The sequence below is a fragment of the Phytobacter massiliensis JC163 genome (assembly GCF_000321045.1).
GTDB lineage: Bacteria > Pseudomonadota > Gammaproteobacteria > Enterobacterales > Enterobacteriaceae > Phytobacter_A > Phytobacter_A massiliensis.
Genome location: NZ_HE578948.1, coordinates 324733 through 339719 on the forward strand (window position 1 = coordinate 324733; position 14987 = coordinate 339719).

The 14987-nt window shown below is 60.3% G+C and carries 15 protein-coding genes; 5 read left to right on the forward strand and 10 right to left on the reverse strand.

Features of this window, described 5'->3' with window-relative positions; translation table 11 throughout:
* Positions 1-107: 107 nt before the first annotated feature.
* Together ENTHG_RS18895 and ENTHG_RS18900 are read left to right on the forward strand one after the other, a co-directional pair.
* A complete protein-coding gene (locus ENTHG_RS18895) occupies positions 108-497 on the forward strand; it encodes a hypothetical protein (RefSeq protein WP_044183397.1) in 390 nt (129 codons plus the stop codon).
* Positions 498-646: 149 nt separating this feature from the next.
* Positions 647-2545, forward strand: a complete 1899-nt coding sequence (locus tag ENTHG_RS18900; protein WP_044183399.1) for a methyl-accepting chemotaxis protein — start codon at positions 647-649, stop codon at positions 2543-2545.
* Positions 2546-2626: 81 nt separating this feature from the next.
* Here the strand turns inward: ENTHG_RS18900 and ENTHG_RS18905 are convergent, their stop codons facing one another.
* Positions 2627-3835: a pyridoxal phosphate-dependent aminotransferase gene (locus ENTHG_RS18905; RefSeq protein WP_044183403.1), complete on the reverse strand. Its 1209-nt coding sequence runs from the start codon at positions 3833-3835 to the stop codon at positions 2627-2629.
* Between the two features lie 68 nt (positions 3836-3903).
* Between ENTHG_RS18905 and ENTHG_RS18910 the strand changes: the two genes are divergently transcribed.
* On the forward strand, positions 3904-5001 hold the full coding sequence (locus ENTHG_RS18910; RefSeq protein ID WP_044183405.1) for a glutamine amidotransferase-related protein: 1098 nt from the start codon (positions 3904-3906) through the stop codon (positions 4999-5001).
* Here the strand turns inward: ENTHG_RS18910 and ENTHG_RS18915 are convergent.
* Genes ENTHG_RS18915 through ENTHG_RS18945 form a run of 7 tightly spaced genes read right to left on the reverse strand, consistent with a single transcriptional unit; the run spans position 4985 to position 11666 of the window.
* On the reverse strand, positions 4985-5908 hold the full coding sequence (locus ENTHG_RS18915; protein ID WP_044183408.1) for a dihydrodipicolinate synthase family protein: 924 nt from the start codon (positions 5906-5908) through the stop codon (positions 4985-4987). The two genes, ENTHG_RS18910 and ENTHG_RS18915, sit on opposite strands and share 17 nt — an antisense overlap.
* Positions 5909-5917: 9 nt before the next feature.
* Positions 5918-7087: a M24 family metallopeptidase gene (locus ENTHG_RS18920; protein WP_044183411.1), complete on the reverse strand. Its 1170-nt coding sequence runs from the start codon at positions 7085-7087 to the stop codon at positions 5918-5920.
* Positions 7071-8174, reverse strand: coding sequence for a mandelate racemase/muconate lactonizing enzyme family protein (locus tag ENTHG_RS18925; protein WP_044183414.1), 1104 nt, complete (start codon positions 8172-8174; stop codon positions 7071-7073). The genes ENTHG_RS18920 and ENTHG_RS18925 overlap by 17 nt, the downstream gene beginning before the upstream one ends.
* The gene (locus tag ENTHG_RS18930; protein ID WP_044183417.1) at positions 8171-9346 is read right to left on the reverse strand and encodes a M20 family metallopeptidase; all 1176 of its coding nucleotides are present in this window, start codon (positions 9344-9346) and stop codon (positions 8171-8173) included. The genes ENTHG_RS18925 and ENTHG_RS18930 overlap by 4 nt, the downstream gene beginning before the upstream one ends.
* Before the next feature lie 13 nt (positions 9347-9359).
* The gene (locus tag ENTHG_RS18935) at positions 9360-10085 is read right to left on the reverse strand and encodes an amino acid ABC transporter ATP-binding protein (RefSeq protein WP_425325307.1); all 726 of its coding nucleotides are present in this window, start codon (positions 10083-10085) and stop codon (positions 9360-9362) included.
* Between the two features lie 17 nt (positions 10086-10102).
* Entirely contained in the window at positions 10103-10828 is a 726-nt protein-coding gene (locus tag ENTHG_RS18940) for an amino acid ABC transporter permease (RefSeq protein ID WP_044183423.1), read from the reverse strand.
* A 28-nt stretch (positions 10829-10856) separates the two neighbouring features.
* Entirely contained in the window at positions 10857-11666 is an 810-nt protein-coding gene (locus tag ENTHG_RS18945; RefSeq protein WP_044183427.1) for an ABC transporter substrate-binding protein, read from the reverse strand.
* Positions 11667-11855: 189 nt separating this feature from the next.
* Between ENTHG_RS18945 and ENTHG_RS18950 the strand changes: the two genes are divergently transcribed.
* Positions 11856-12752 carry a GntR family transcriptional regulator gene (locus tag ENTHG_RS18950; RefSeq protein WP_044183430.1) on the forward strand — a complete coding sequence of 299 codons (897 nt, stop codon included), beginning with the start codon at positions 11856-11858 and terminating at the stop codon, positions 12750-12752.
* 51 nt (positions 12753-12803) lie between these two features.
* A complete protein-coding gene (locus ENTHG_RS18955; protein WP_044183433.1) occupies positions 12804-13589 on the forward strand; it encodes an SDR family oxidoreductase in 786 nt (261 codons plus the stop codon).
* Positions 13590-13639: 50 nt separating this feature from the next.
* On the opposite strand, the gene ENTHG_RS18960 is transcribed toward ENTHG_RS18955, so the two are convergent.
* Positions 13640-14338, reverse strand: a complete 699-nt coding sequence (locus ENTHG_RS18960) for a helix-turn-helix transcriptional regulator (RefSeq protein ID WP_044183436.1) — start codon at positions 14336-14338, stop codon at positions 13640-13642.
* A 31-nt stretch (positions 14339-14369) separates the two neighbouring features.
* Positions 14370-14735: a VOC family protein gene (locus ENTHG_RS18965; RefSeq protein ID WP_044183439.1), complete on the reverse strand. Its 366-nt coding sequence runs from the start codon at positions 14733-14735 to the stop codon at positions 14370-14372.
* Positions 14736-14987 lie beyond the last annotated feature (252 nt).

Here is a 14987-nt window from a genome sequence, read left to right on the forward strand (position 1 = left end):
AGGCTAATTCTGCAATGCGTTAAAAACAGCATCAACTGAATATAGGCATTACTCCTCAATTACTGTGAGTAGTGGCAATGTTAATTCAAAATCATCAGGACAACAAAATGAAACTTTACGGTTATTTTATCCTTCCTTATACCCAGTTTGAATTATCGCACCGTCAGTTGGTAAATATTGAGCGCAGTATGGCCACCCGCCGGACGGTGAGAACGGTGATGGCTGATGTCTATTTCCGGGTGCTGCTCTATATAGTGCAGAATGCTGATAAGGATATTATCCGTGACGATGAGATTGTCGCCACCGTCTGGGGTCCGAACGCCCCGGAAAAGATATTCCGGGAATTAAACAGTATCATTGACGATTTACTTATTATGCTTGCGCCAATTGGCGCTGATAACTATCCGTTAATAACGCGCGTGGGCAATGAAGGTTATAAAATAAAAAGCGATATGATTGAACCGCTGTATAGCCAAAGCCCTGCCTGCGCGGCCTGACGCCTTAATCCCCCCGCGAGGGGGATTCCCTCCCGTTTTCTATGGCCTTTCCCTGCCCCGGCATCGCCTTTTAGCTAAAAAAATAAATTAAAGAATTCCCGCCGTTTGTCGTTATATCCAGTACACCTTTATATGAAGAAAGCGCCATCATGTCGTGGAAAACTACCCAGGGTCGTATTACCCTTCTGCTTATTAGTTTTTTCGTTATTTTACTGCTGGTTACATGGATTGTTATCAGGCAATTTATTTCACCGCAAATTATCGCCACGGAAACCAATAATATTCAGGCAACGGTAGAACTGCAAAGCGACGCGATTAAAGAGCAGATGAATCGGGTGAAAGCGCAGCAGCGTGCTATCACCGAAATCGTTGCCAGGCTGCAAAGCGATCAGATTGACGCCCTGTTGCCACAGCTGGTGAACCAGTATGGCGACACGAATGTGTTTGGCGGCGGGATCTGGCCTTTACCGGGTCTGCGCGATTCGGCGCGCGACAAATTCAGTACCTTCTACGCCCGCGATAACGGCGGCGCGCTAAAGGTTAATACCGTCTGGAACCAGCCGGAAGCGGACAAATACTGGGAGCAGCCCTGGTATAAAGACGGCATGAATGCGCCCAAAGGCGAATGCGCGTGGGCAAAAGCGTACCAGGATGCGGCGAGCCCACAGCCGCGCACCAACTGCGCCATGGCTATCTGGAAAGAGGATAAAGTCTGGGGCGTGGCGACCATCGATGTGACGCTGGGCTTCTTCAATCAGCTTGCCAAAGAGATGGGGCAGGCCGTGGAAGGCACCGTGCTGATTGTCGAGGCCGACGGCAAAATTGTGGGTAATGGCTCTGCGGCGCAGAACATTGCCGCGCTGGCGAACCTGCGCGATGTGGCGATTCCGGCAGCCGCGCCGTTAATGGGCTTGCTCAATAAAGGTCAGAAAACCGAACAGCAGAGTCGCTATGACGGCGAAGATGGCGAACACACTCTGTTTGTCTTGCCGGTGGAGGGTAGCCCCTGGTATCTGGCGGTGGATATCCCCAGCAGCCATCTGGTGCGCGTCTCGGATGCGATTTTGACCAAACTTACGCTGGTGCAGGCGATTATCGGTCTGCTTATCGTGCTCAGCCTGATGATGATTGTGCGTAATATCTTCCGCAACGTTACGCTGCTGAATAAAAATATTGAAGCGCTCTCCAGCGGCGGTGCCGATTTGACCCAGCGGCTGATGGCGAGTAAGAGCCCTGAATTCAACGCCATTGTGGTGAACTTCAACAAGTTTATCTCTTTCCTGCATGAGCTGATGCAGCAGGTCGGCCAGAGCTCAATGGCTATCTCTACCGCTTCCAGACAGATTGCCAGCGGCAACCTGAATCTGTCGTCGCGTACCGAAGAGCAGTCCGCTTCGATTGTGGAGACCGCCGCCTCCATGGAGGAGCTGACCAGCACCGTGCGCCAGAACGCGGAAAACGCGTTGCAGGCTAACAGACTGGCGGAGCAGGCGTCGAACGCGGCGAAAGCCGGGGCGAATGTGGTAAACGAAGTGGTTTCTACGATGGACAACATTAATGACTCTTCGTCCAAAGTAGTGGAGATCATTAGCGTGATTGATGGCATTGCCTTCCAGACCAATATTCTGGCCCTTAACGCTGCGGTCGAGGCGGCCAGAGCCGGTGAGCACGGGCGCGGTTTTGCGGTAGTCGCAAGCGAAGTCCGTTCGCTGGCCCAGCGCAGCGCCCGCTCGGCGCAGGAAATTAAAAAGCTGATTGAAGAGTCGGTGAGCAGCATTGAGCAGGGCAGCGGTCTGGTGAAACAGGCCGGGGCAACCATGGATGGCCTGATGGATAAAGTGGAAAGCGTCAGCGTGCTGGTTTCAGAGATCAGTTCATCGAGCGATGAACAGAGCCGCGGCATTGCGCAGATCAATATCGCCATTAACCAGCTTGACGGCGCAACGCAGCAGAACGCCGCGCTGGTGGAAGAGGTGGCGGCCGCGGCGCAGTCAATGGAATCACAGACCGTGCAGCTTGAGAACGTGGTCGGTAGCTTTAAGCTCTAAGCCTGATGCGGTGGTTTTCCCCCTCTCCCTTACAGGGAGAGGGCCGGGGTGAGGGTAGCAAGCCGCACCCGGGAAAATCACTCACCGCAGCTGAGCGCAGGCGTCGCTAATGCGTTCGCAGGCTTGCGCCAGCAGCCCATCCTCAATCGCATAGGCAATGCGCAAATAGCCGGGCATGCCGAAGGCGGAGCCGTGCAGTACGGCGACCTGAGTTTGTTCCAGCAGCCAGTTCGCCAGCGCGCTATCGTCATGGAGTGTCTCGCCTGTCGGCGTTGTGCGTCCCAGCAACCCCGTGCAGCGGGCGAAGAGATAAAACGCCCCCTGCGGCGCGCTGGCGCTCAGACCGTCGGTCGCGGCAACCATCCGCAATACCTGCTGGCGGCGCTGGTCCAGCGTCTCCAGCCAGTCGCCCAAAAATGCCGCCGGATGATTAAGCGCCGCCACTGCCGCCGCCTGCGAAATACTGCTGGGGTTAGAGGTACTTTGCGACTGCAAAATCTGCATGGCGGCAATCAGCCACTGCGGCCCGCCCGCATAGCCCAGACGCCAGCCGGTCATCGCGTGGCTTTTGGAAACGCCGTTGACCGTCAGGGTGCGACCTGTCATCTGCGGCGCGGCCTGGGCGAAAGAGGCAAAAGGGGTATTGTCGTAGCGCAACGGCTCATAAATATCATCGGCCATGATCAGCACCTGCGGGTAATCCGTCAGCACGTCGGCCAGCGCCCGTAGCTCCTCCGCGCTATAGATAGCCCCCGTCGGGTTGCCCGGCGAGTTGAGGATCAGCCAGCGGGTGGCAGGGGTCAGCGCGCGGGCAAGCTGTTCAGGCGTGAGCTTCCAGCCGCTTTGCTCGCTGCAGGGCACAATCACCGGCTCTCCCTCGGCAAGGCGCACCATATCCGGGTAAGAGACCCAGTACGGGGCGGGAATAATCACCTGCTGCCCGGCGTCGAGCGTCGCCAGAAGGGCATTAAAAATAAGCTGCTTGGCCCCGCTCCCGGCGATAATCTCTTCCGGGCGATAGTGTAATTGGTTGTCGCGGGCAAACTTCGCCGCGATGGCCGCTTTCAGGGTTGCGGTACCGGCGACGGCGGTATATTTCGTCTGCTGCTGGACAATGGCTTCAATGCCCGCATAGCTGATGTGGGCGGGGGTGGCGAAATCCAGCTCCCCCTCGCCCAGGTTGATCACCTGCCTGCCTGCGGCCTCCAGCGCCCGCACCCGATCGGAAATCGCGGCGGTGGGAGAGGGGCGTACTGACTGCATACGACGGGCAATTTGACTGTTATTCATAAATCCTCTTTTGTATCTGTTGAATCAATTAATACAATTAAATACCCAACATCAGCAGGAAACTTGCCGTGTCGCCAATCTATATTCTTGATAACGCTTCTGTGCCCGCCCGCTACGGGATCGCCGCCAGCCTGTGGGCCAACCGCCTGGGGCTGCCGCTCTGGAGCCTGCGCCCTGAGTTTGCAGGCGATGTCCCCGACAGCCACCAGCATGTGTGCCGCGCGGGTTACTGCGTCACCAGCGGCCTCTGGCGCAGCGATACGCTGCGTGAGGAGGTGCGCGATATCGCCAGCTTGCCGGACGAAGATGCCATTATTGTGCTGGCGTCGACCCAGGCGGCGCTCATCAGCGGCCTGCCCGGTCAGCGCCTCTACAGCGACGACAGTCCAGACCGGCTGACCCTGCGCGATGACCAGCAAACGCTGCTGGCGCTGACCGCCGATCGCTATGGCCGCTGGGATGAAACCGCCTCAGCGCCTGCGCAGGCGTCGGTGCGTATCGGCCTGATTGGCCGTGAAGCCGACCACCGCCTGGTCTACCCCGCCACGCTCGGATCGCTGGGCGATGCGGCGACGTCGCTGGGGCGCGAACTCGCTATCGACTTTTTACCCCCCGCCAGCCTCAGCGCCGACCTGCATGAACTGGCCGGGCTGGATGGCGTTGTGCTGCCCGGCGGCTCCTCGATGGCTGCCGTTAGCGGGCAGATTCGCGTGGCGCAGGCGACGCTTGCCAGCGGGCTGGCGACGCTGGGGCTGTGCCTCGGCATGCAGAGCATGATGACCGCCGCCGTGCGCCAGCAGCCAGGGTGTGAAGCGGCCATTCCGGCGGAAGTGGCCCCGGCAGCGAAACTGCACAGTTTTATCCCCTTTGCCGATGGACGTCATCGCTGCGGCGTCTTCCCTTTTTCCTCTGGCCTTATCCCCGGCGACATCCGCGAAATGCACTACAACCATCGCTACCGCTTTAATACCGACCTGCTGACGGCGCTTGCCGCCAGCGGCGCTCAGGTGAGCGCGCAAAGCGACGATATCGTCGAGGCCGTCTCCCTGCCGGGCCACCCCTTCTGGCATGGAGTTCAGGGGCATCCGGAACTGTGGTCGCGCCCGGATGCGCCCCATCCGCTGTTTGTCGCTTTTTTGCAGGCGGCCCTTAACGGGCGAGCGTAACGCCGCTGCGCCGGTCGCTGGCGAGCGCCTGCATCACGCGGGCCAGCTCCGCCAGCGCCGGTTCGGAAACCGGCTTTAACGGCGCGCGCACCGTGCCGCCGTTGAAGCCGCGCAGCGCCATCGCCGCTTTCACCAGCTGCGGCTGACCGTGTTGACGCGCCAGCGCCCGGTAGTCATACCAGAGCTGATGCAGGTCGCGGGCGGTAGCGGCGTCCCCTTGTTCCACGGCGCGGAAGGCCGCCAGAATCAGTTCCGGCAGCGCGCCGCTGTTGGTGGTGCTGATGCCGTCAAACCCGGCCATCATCGGCCCGAGAAACGCCAGATCTGAGGCGCAGAACAGGCGCAGACGCCCGCGCAGGCGGTTGGCTATCTGGTCGATGGCGGTGGGGTTCAGGTCGCCCTGCTTAATGCCGACCACGTTCGGGATCTCCGCCAGTTGCTCCAGCAGCGCCGGGGAGAGGGTGATACCGATGCCCGGCGCGTTATAGACCAGGATGCCGGTGCGGGATAACGGTGCCATCTCTTTGAAGTAGCTGATGATTTGTTCATCGGTAATTTCGCTGACAAACGGCGCGGTCACCATCGGCAGGCCGCCTAGCTCGCTGGCAAGGATAGTGAGTTCACGGGCGTCACGCGGGTCCGCGCTGGCGCTGCACAGCATCACCGCCACGCGATCGTTCACGCAGGCCATCACCTCGTGAAATAGCTCGCGGCGCTCCGCCACGGTCATCACCGGAAATTCGCCATAGGTGCCGCCAATCAGCAGGCCGTCATAGCCGAGGCCGATAACGCGCTCGATATTTTCGCGCAGGGCCGGGAAGTCGATAGCCCCGCTGGCGTCAAAGGGCGTCACGGTGATATTGAAAATGCCCCGCAGGCGTTCGCGGCACTCATTGATGTCTTTCATGTTTTTTCCTTACAACAAGGTTAAAGGGCGAGCCAGCGTACCCAGCTGGCGATAACCGGTTTCGGTGACGACCACCGTCTCGCTGACGCCAACGGTGAATTCGCCGTAAATCCGCAGCGCGGGTGGAATATGGAAGGTCATGCCGGGTTGTAGCTCGGTAGTGACGCCGCTGTAGAGGCTGAGAATGCCGCCTTCGCCCCAGTCCGGCGCAAAGGCGACGCCGATGGCGTAACCGGTGCGTTTTTTGAAGTTTTCCGTGAATCCGGCGCGGTCGATAACCCGCTGGCAGGCCAGGTGAGGCGCTTCGCAGGTGGCACCCGGGCGAATGGCGTCAAGGGCCGCCTGCAACGCTTCCTGGCACACCTTTTCCATTTCGAGGGCGATAGCGGGCGGGCGGCCCAGCCAGGCCGAGCGCATCATGGCCGCGTGGTAGCGGTCATGGGCGGCAGCCATCTCCAGAAACACCGGGTCGTTATCCTGTATCACGCGACGACGCCAGGTGCCGTGCGGTACGCCGCTGCGCGGGCCGCTGGAGACCAGCGGCTCCATGCCGACATACTCGGAACCGGCGGCAATCGCCGCGCCCATCATCGCGGAGACCAGCGCGTTTTCGTCTGCGCCGCTGCGAATGGCCGCCATCCCGGCGCGCATACCCGCATCCACGTAACGGGCAGCGGCGGCGATTTTCTCCACCTCGGCGGCGGATTTCACCGCCCGCAGCGGTTCAATCACCCCGGCGGTGTCGGCAATCGCCCCCAGCTTCGCCTGTAAGGCTTCATACACTGCAATCGGCAGGAACCAGCCGCGTTTATCCAGCCCGATGCGTTTGTTGAGCCAGCCGCGCTGTTGCAGCATGGCGACCAGGAAATCCACCGGGTTATCGCCGTCCTGGTAAACGGCGGCGTCAGAAATAAAGGTGTTGGCGATAAAGTTAAAATATTCGAGCTGGCGAATCACAAATACCGGGTCCCCTTCTACCGGCAGCAACAGCGCCTGAAAGGTGTAATAGCCTGGCGTCTGCTGCCCGGTAAGCCAGAAGATATTTTCCGGCCCGGTAACCACCATGACATCCACCCCCGCGCGGCTTAAGCGCTCGCGGGTGCGGCGAATGCGCTGTGCATATTCATCGGCGCTGAAGGCGGACTCGCTGCCCTGAACCACATTATTCACATCGTGCATCACTAAACTCCTGGAGGAAGGTGGCCTGCGCGGCGTTGAAGCGCACGCCCAGACCGGGAGAGTCAATAAGCGAGACCAGGCCATCGCGGTACGTCAGTCCGCTGACCGGGTCGTCGGTTAAACCATCTGCGCCGTACAGTTCGGCAAAGGCCGGTTGCACTACCCGGCAAAGCTGGAGCGCGGCGGCGGTGGCGGCGTGGCCTTCATTCATCTGGCCCACCATAAAAGGCACGCCGGCGAGTTGCAGGCGGCGGGCGGCGGCGAGGGTAGGGGCCAGTCCGCCCAGCTTCACCAGCTTTAAATGCCCCCACAGCGCGCCACCGGCGGCGATAAGCCGGGTAAGGGCGGCGTCGCTGTTAAGGCTTTCATCGAGCATTATCGGGATGCCATAGCCGTACAGTTCCGCCAGCAGGTGGTCGTTCGCCGGAGCTAACGGCTGCTCGATGTAGCTGAGCGCCAGCTCGCCCAGGCGAAGAAACGCCGCGTGGGCCTGCGGCAGCGACCACTGGCCGTTCACATCGATCGCCAGCGAAATCGTCTCGCCAAACCGCTGGCGCAGTTTCTGCAGCCGGGCCAGATCGCGGGCGAAATCCGCCACCCCGACCCGCAGCTTGAGCTGAGTGAAGCCGCGTGAGACATACTGCTGCGCCTGCATCAGCATCTGCGTGTCGCTGCCCCAGAACAGGGTCTGGTTGGTATGCCATGCCGGGGGGCTGGTTTTCGCCCCCAGCCAGGCGGCGACGCTTACCCCGGCCTGCCGCGCCAGCAGATCGTGCAGCGCGATATCCAGCACCATGCGCGACGGCGACAGCAGCGCGCTTTCGGGGGCATGTACCGCCGCCAGCAGCGCCTCGGGCCCCTGTCGCCAGTCCCAGCTATTGAGCATGGTCAGCAGATTGTCCAGCACCTGCTCCTCGCTGTAGCCGTGCAGATAGCGAATGTTCAGACGCACTTCGCCGGTGCCCTCATGGCCCTTGTCCTGCAGGCGCAGCCAGAGGGTGTCCAGCGCTGTCACCGCGCCGGAGGCGGCGGTGTGCAGCGTCACCCCGGCATAGTGCAGCGCGCCCCGCCAGAGCAGCGCTTTCATGACTGCGACACCGGCGGCAGCATGGCGAGGGCGATATCCAGATAGATATGCGCGGCGGCGATAAACTCCTCCACCGGGACGAACTCATCCGGCTTGTGCGCTACCGCAAGCGAACCCGGGCCGATGACCACCCCTTTCGCCCCTAAGGCGCGAAAGTGCACCAGATCGCAGCCGCCCTGAAAGCCAAACGGGCCGGGGTCGGGCTGACCATGACGGCGGCAGGCGGCAAGGCTCTGTTCGACAATGGCTTCGCTGCTGTCGGTTTGCGTCGCCCCGCCGGTGGTAGGCTGCCAGGCGATAATTTCGGCTTCAACGCCCGCGTGCGCATGGGCATGGTCGAGCAGTTGTTGCAGCTCGGCTTTAACCGTCTCTTCGTCTTCCCCCGGCACCATGCGGCGGTCGAGCAGCAGTTCGCAGCTATCCGGCACGACGTTATCGGCATGGCCGCCGTGAATGCGCGTGACCGTCAGACTGGCGTTGCCTACCAGCGCATGGCAGCGGCAACGCACCTGCTGGTGGTGCGCCTCTTCAATCAGTCCCAGCAGGCGCGCAGACTGATAAATGGCGTTAACCCCCAGCTCCGGCGTGCCGGAGTGCGCGGTCACGCCTTTTACCCGCACGCGGGGGCGCAGGCTGCCTTTGTGCGCTGAAAAGGTGGCGTTGGAGGTGGGTTCGCCAATGACCGCAAAATCAATCGCTGGCGGATCGTCGCGCACGTAGAACTTCGCCCCTTCGCTGGCGACCTCTTCGTCGGCGGTAAATACCCCCATCAACGTTCCGGACCACGCCTGCGGACTGGCGGCCAGCAGGCGCAGGGCTTCAATCATCGCTACCAGCGGGCCTTTCGCATCACAGGCCCCGCGCCCGTACAGGCGGCCATCGCGTTCGGTAAGGGTGAAAGGATCGCTGCGCCAGCCGTTGCCCGCCGGAACGGTGTCGATATGGGTATTGAAGGCGAAGCAGGGGCCCGGCCCGTTATTCAGCACGGCGATAACATTGGTGCGCCCCGGCGCGTATTCGCTAAAAGAGAGATCGAACCCGGCTGCTATAAGCCAGCCTGCCAGGCATTCGGCGGCTTCGCGCTCGTGGCCCGGCGGGTTTTCCGTATTGATGGCAACCAGCGCCGCTAACGCTTTTTTCATGCGTGCGCTGTCAACCTGGTAACTGGACATAGGAACTCCGTGATTAGTGTAAAATTTGCGTCAGAAAGCGGCGGGCGCGTTCGCTGACATTGCCGTCGAAAAAGTGGCGGGTGCTGGCGCGATCGATGATTTCCCCCTCTTCCATAAACAGAATCTGGTTGGCCGCCCGGCGGGCGAAGCCCATCTCATGGGTCACCACCATGCTGGTCATCCCTTCGGCGCTCAGCTCCGCCATCACTTCCAGCACTTCGCGGATCATTTCGGGGTCAAGGGCGGAGGTGGGCTCGTCGTAAAGCATCAGCTCGGGCTTCATCGCCAGGGCGCGGGCAATCGCCACGCGCTGCTGCTGCCCGCCGGAGAGTTCGTCAGGGAAATGGTCGGCCCGCTCATTGATACGCACTTTCGCCAGCAGGTGATCCGCCAGCTTGCGGGCCTCGATACGGTTCATCCCCAGCACCGTCATCGGCGCCAGCATGATGTTTTCCGCCGCCGTCAGATGGGAAAAGAGCTCATAGTTCTGAAAGACCATGCCGATACGCTGGCGCAGTTTGTGTACCGGCACCTCGCCGCGGCTGATGTGCTTCCCGGCGAAGAAGACATCGCCGCTGTCGGCGGGAGAGAGCATGTTGACGCAGCGCAGCAGGGTGGATTTTCCCGACCCTGATGGCCCAATCAGCACCACGGTCTCCCCGCGGTGAACTTCAAGGGAGCAGTTTTTGAGTACGCTCTGGCGGCCAAAGGCCTTATCAATGCCGATCATCTCCAGCAGCGGTTTCTGGCTCTGGCTCATGACACCTCCCGGGCGGTTTTCGGTAATTTAAAAAAGCGGATGCGGCCTTTCTGGCTCTTGCGGCGGCGCTGTTTGGGGTCCAGCACGCTTTCAAGCCAGGACTGGAAAATCATGAACAGGCTGGTGAGAAGCAGGTAATAGATGCCCGCCGCGCAGAGCGCTTCGAAATAGCGGAAGCTGGCGCTGGCGGTCTGGTTGGCAACCAGCAGCAGCTCCTGGACGGCGATAACCGAGACCAGCGCGCTCGATTTCAGCATGCTGATCATCTGGTTACCCATCGGCGGCAGGACGATACGCGCGGCCTGCGGCAGTACGATTTTGCGCATGATCTGCCCGTTGGTCAGACCGAGCGCCATGCCTGCGGTACGCTGGCCGCTCTTCACCGCCTGCAGGCCGGAACGCAGGATCTCCGCCATATAAGCGCCTTCATTTAACGACAGGGCCAGTACGGCGCAGGTAAATGCGGAGAAGCGTAAGCCGAAGCCTGGCAGCACGTTGTAGACGAAGATTATCTGGAACAGCACCGGCGTCCCGCGAAACAGCCACAGGTAGAAGAAGGCCAGCCCTCTCCCGGCGCGAAAGGGCGCTTCCTGCAACAGCGCCAGCACCAGGCCCAGCACCACGCCGCACAACAGCGAGCAGAGCGTAATAAGCAGCGTCATCCACGCGCCCTGAATAAATTCTGGCGACAGGAAGTACTGCCACATAAGTTCAATCGACATAGCTTTCTCCGGTTAATGGCGGAACGGATTAGAAAAGGGCAACGGAGTCAGGGAAGTTCCATTTCTCAATCAGCTGCTTGTAGGTGCCATTTTTCACGATGCCCTGGAGGCCTTTTTCCAGCAGGGCGTGGGTTTCGCTGTCGCCTTTGCGCACGGCAAAGGCAATGTGGGTATCGGCTTCGAACTCTGCGCCTACGGCTTCGAACATGCCGGGTTTTTCAGTTAACAGCGCCACGGTGCCGGGGGTTGAAAGGAATTCCGCATCCGCGCGCCCCTGAGCTACCGCCACGGCGGAGTCGGTGGCCGCCGGGAAGGTCAACACGTTGATGGCCGGTTTTTTGGCGTCAAGGCAGCGCTGGTTATCTGCCCTTGCCTGGCTCTCTTCGATGCCGCCCAGGGTGACGGCGATATTTTTGCCGCAGAGCGTCAGATCGCGGCCGGTGATGTGTGCCGGGTTGCCTTTACGCACCACCACGCGGCTGCCGATTTTCAGGTAGGGCACAAAATCCACCTGTGCGGCACGCTCGGCATTGACGTACATTGCGGAGTTGATGATATCGAGACGCTTGCCCTGCAACGCCGGAATAAGCCCTTTAAACTCCATCTGCATCGGGGCGGGCGTCAGGTTGAGCTCTTTACTCAGCGCGTTGATCAAATCAATGTCAAAGCCGGTCAGTTTGCCCGCCTTCACGAATTCAAAAGGCATGAACGTGGCGGCGGTGCCGTAGGTGAGCTTGCCGGGCGTTACGCTTTCTGCGGCCTGGCTGGCAAGCGGCAGCAGCGCAAGGGCGAACAGGGCGGCGTGCAGGGGGCGGGACAGTAATGCATTGCGGGACATATTCTTCTCCTGGTTCAGATAAATTGAATTTAGTGACTCAATAAATACAATTCTGTTTGCACAAAAAGCGTCCCATCCTGGTGCGCGTTGCACGCTAACTGTGCAGGCCATGCTTTATTTTGCTGCGTTATGTCGCCCGTGCTATTGTATCTTTCGACCACAATAATGCATTTCTGGGAACCTCTTTCCATGCAGCCTGACTCTACTGCGAGCAGCCGCCGGATAGCCCGGCAAATCCTTGACCTGATCTACGAAGCAAGATTCGATCCAGGTCACCATTTGCGCGAACAACATCTTGCCGATGCGCTGGGTGTTTCCCGCACGCCGGTACGCGCCGGGCTTAAGGAACTCACGCGCCTGGGGGCCGTGGAAGCGCGCCCTAATCAGGGGTTCTTTTTGCTCAAACGCAGCGATGAACTGGAGCTGCTGGAGATTGAGCAGTCGAAAAGCAACGATCAGATGCTCTATGAGATGCTGGTGCGTGACCGCATCGCGGGCGTGCTGCCTGAGTCCTTTACCCAGACGGAGATAAGCCAGCGTTATGATGTCGATCGCGGGGTGCTGACCCGCACGCTAGTGAAGCTGTCGGAAGATGGCCTGATTGCCCGCAACGCCGGGCATGGCTGGCGCTTTCAGCAGACGCTCAATTCAGACGTGGCGCTGCGTAACAGCTACGGCTTCCGGCTGATGATTGAACCCTCCGCCCTGCTGACGCCGGGCTTACATATCGACAGGCAGGTGCTTAAGCGCCTGCGCGCTCAGCATTTGCGCCTTATCACCCACCCGGATATTACTCAGGTGCCTGCAAAAGAGATTTTTGAAACCGACGCCGCGTTCCACGAAACGCTGGCGCAGGCCAGCGGCAACCTGTTTGTGCTGCAGGCGATTCAGCAGCAGAACCGGCTGCGTCGCCTGCTGGAGTTCGGCAGCTATCACAACAAACGGCGCGTCAGGGAGTGGTGCGAGGAGCACGTCGCCATTCTGGATGCGCTACGGGATGGCAAGCAGGCGCAGGCGGCTGAACGGATGCGCCAACATCTGCAATACGCTTATGACCAGGTCAACATTAAACGCGACGGCGTATAACTGGCACTACTCTTGCACAATTTGCTTCTGAAAATACAATCAGGAGCCATTATGGATTTGCAGATACAACAACGCGTCGCGCTGGTCTGCGGCGGCGGCAGCGGCCTGGGGCAGGCGATTGCCCTTTCGCTGGCGCAGGAGGGGGTAAAGGTAGCGGTAACGGGCCGTAACCCTGAGAAGCTGGCGCAGACCGTGGAGCTTATCTCCCGGCAGGGCGGTACTGCCCATGCCTGGCCGCTGGATCTGGCCGCGCCCGACACCTTTGATGAAACGCTCGAAGCGATACGCCAGCGCTGGGGCGATATCGATATTCTGGTCAATAACTCCGGCGGCCCGCCGCCTGCTCAGGCTCAGGGGACGGACATCGCCCTCTGGCAGCAGCAGTTCACGGTCATGGTCGCCTCGCTGATTCAACTCACCGATAAACTGTTGCCCGCCATGCGCCGTCGCGGCTGGGGGCGCATCATTACCTCCACCTCGTCCGGCGTGATTGCGCCCATCCCCAACCTGGCGCTCTCTAACGCGTTGCGTATGAGCCTGCTCGGCTGGTCAAAAACGCTGGCCAGCGAAGTGGCCGCCGACGGGGTGACGGTAAATGTGATGGTGCCGGGCCGCATCGCCACCGCGCGCGTCGGCCAGCTGGATGCGCTCAAAGCGCAGCGGGAGAACAGCAGCGCGGAAGCGGTAGCGGAAAAAAGCCGCCAGAGTATTCCCGCCGGTCGCTATGGCGAGCCGCAGGAGTACGGCGCTACCGCCGCGTTTCTCGCAAGCCAGCCCGCCAGCTATATCACCGGCGCGGTGATTCGGGTGGATGGGGGGTTAATCAGTTCGCTGTAGCGGCTGCGTGCGTGATGCCGGTCAGGCGTGAGGCTGGCTGGCATTCCCGTTTATGAGGCGCTTGCGGCTTTCGCCTTCTGCTGGCGGACAAAATCCTCAAGGGACCTGTCGGGGCGTTCGGCGAAACGCTTCCCGGTTAAGGTGATAACCTGGCAGCGGTCGAGGCGGAAGCAGCGGTAATCCTCCCGCATCTCACACCACGCTACCAGTACCCAAACCTCACCCCAGAACGACAGGCCAAGCGGGTGAACGACCCGCTCAGACTGTTCACCTTTTTGATTCTGATAATGGATAAACACTTCATCATGCTGGCGCATAGCCTGATGCAGCACATCAAACCAGCGCCGGGTTTGCGGGTACTTATCAAAGTCAGGCGTCAGAATGCGGTTGCGTTCCGCCATAATGCGTCTGTCTGTCGGCAGCACCGCCAGCAGTTTTTCCTGGGCTGAACCTGCCGCTTTTGCCAGCGAGTCGCCACTCCAGGTTTGCAGCATGGCGATTGCCGCGATCAGCGCTTCCACTTCCATGCCGGTAAACATTAGCGGCGGGATGTCAAAGCCCGGCATCAGGCGATAACCGCTTCCCGCCTCTCCCTGAATGGGCACGCCGGACAGCGACAGATCGCGAATGTCCCGATAGACAGTGCGCTCAGACACCTCCAGCCTCTCCGCCAGGAGGGCCGCCGTCACCCGGCGTCGTGTACGCAGGATCTGGACTATCTGAAAAAGTCTGTCGGCGCGGCGACTCATGGCAGGTTTCCTGTCAGTGTTCTTAACGTGTTCAGGCCGGTTGATGCAGCCCGACTTTATTCCCTTCACTGTCCATGATAAGCGCAATGGTGCCAATATCATTCGGCAAAATTTCTGGCCCGAAGCAGCACACGCCGCCTTTTTCCGCCACTTTTGCCAGCGAAGCGGCGATGTCCGCCGTGAAGAGATAGACCACGGCGCCGTCGGCGGAAGGTTTTAACATCTCAGCCTTGACCAGCGCCCCGCCGGTGGCCGGCTGCTGGTAGTGAAAAACCGCCATCGACATACCGGCGACATTCTCATGACGAAATTGCGCGTCAATACAGTACTCATAAAACGCCGTAGCCCGTTGCAGGTCCTGTACCGGAAGTTCAAACCAGTTGATAAGGTTGTTCATGTGCTTGTCCTCGTTGTGTTTTCGACAACGAGATAGTGCCATCCCCCTCCTGACAACATACTGTCAGGAGAGATCGCAGAGCGCACCACCGTTAAGGCAGCAATGGATTTAGGCTGGGCGGTATCTTTTTCCCGGGTGCGGCTTGATACCCTCACCCCGGCCCTCTCCCTGGAAGGGAGAGGGAGAAAACCGCAGTTCCAGCCCGCACGATCGATCCCCTCGCCCCTTTGGGGAGAGGGTTAGGGTGAGGGG

Coding starts and splice junctions, on each gene's coding strand:
- ENTHG_RS18900 (WP_044183399.1), top strand. CDS start 647: ATGTCGTGGAAAACTACCCAGGGTCGTATTACCCTTCTGCTTATTAGT.
- ENTHG_RS18915 (WP_044183408.1), bottom strand. CDS start 5,908: ATGAAAGACATCAATGAGTGCCGCGAACGCCTGCGGGGCATTTTCAAT.
- ENTHG_RS18925 (WP_044183414.1), bottom strand. CDS start 8,174: ATGAAAGCGCTGCTCTGGCGGGGCGCGCTGCACTATGCCGGGGTGACG.
- ENTHG_RS18920 (WP_044183411.1), bottom strand. CDS start 7,087: ATGCACGATGTGAATAATGTGGTTCAGGGCAGCGAGTCCGCCTTCAGC.
- ENTHG_RS18965 (WP_044183439.1), bottom strand. CDS start 14,735: ATGAACAACCTTATCAACTGGTTTGAACTTCCGGTACAGGACCTGCAA.
- ENTHG_RS18955 (WP_044183433.1), top strand. CDS start 12,804: ATGGATTTGCAGATACAACAACGCGTCGCGCTGGTCTGCGGCGGCGGC.
- ENTHG_RS18945 (WP_044183427.1), bottom strand. CDS start 11,666: ATGTCCCGCAATGCATTACTGTCCCGCCCCCTGCACGCCGCCCTGTTC.
- ENTHG_RS18940 (WP_044183423.1), bottom strand. CDS start 10,828: ATGTCGATTGAACTTATGTGGCAGTACTTCCTGTCGCCAGAATTTATT.
- ENTHG_RS18930 (WP_044183417.1), bottom strand. CDS start 9,346: ATGTCCAGTTACCAGGTTGACAGCGCACGCATGAAAAAAGCGTTAGCG.
- ENTHG_RS18950 (WP_044183430.1), top strand. CDS start 11,856: ATGCAGCCTGACTCTACTGCGAGCAGCCGCCGGATAGCCCGGCAAATC.
- ENTHG_RS18905 (WP_044183403.1), bottom strand. CDS start 3,835: ATGAATAACAGTCAAATTGCCCGTCGTATGCAGTCAGTACGCCCCTCT.
- ENTHG_RS18960 (WP_044183436.1), bottom strand. CDS start 14,338: ATGAGTCGCCGCGCCGACAGACTTTTTCAGATAGTCCAGATCCTGCGT.
- ENTHG_RS18895 (WP_044183397.1), top strand. CDS start 108: ATGAAACTTTACGGTTATTTTATCCTTCCTTATACCCAGTTTGAATTA.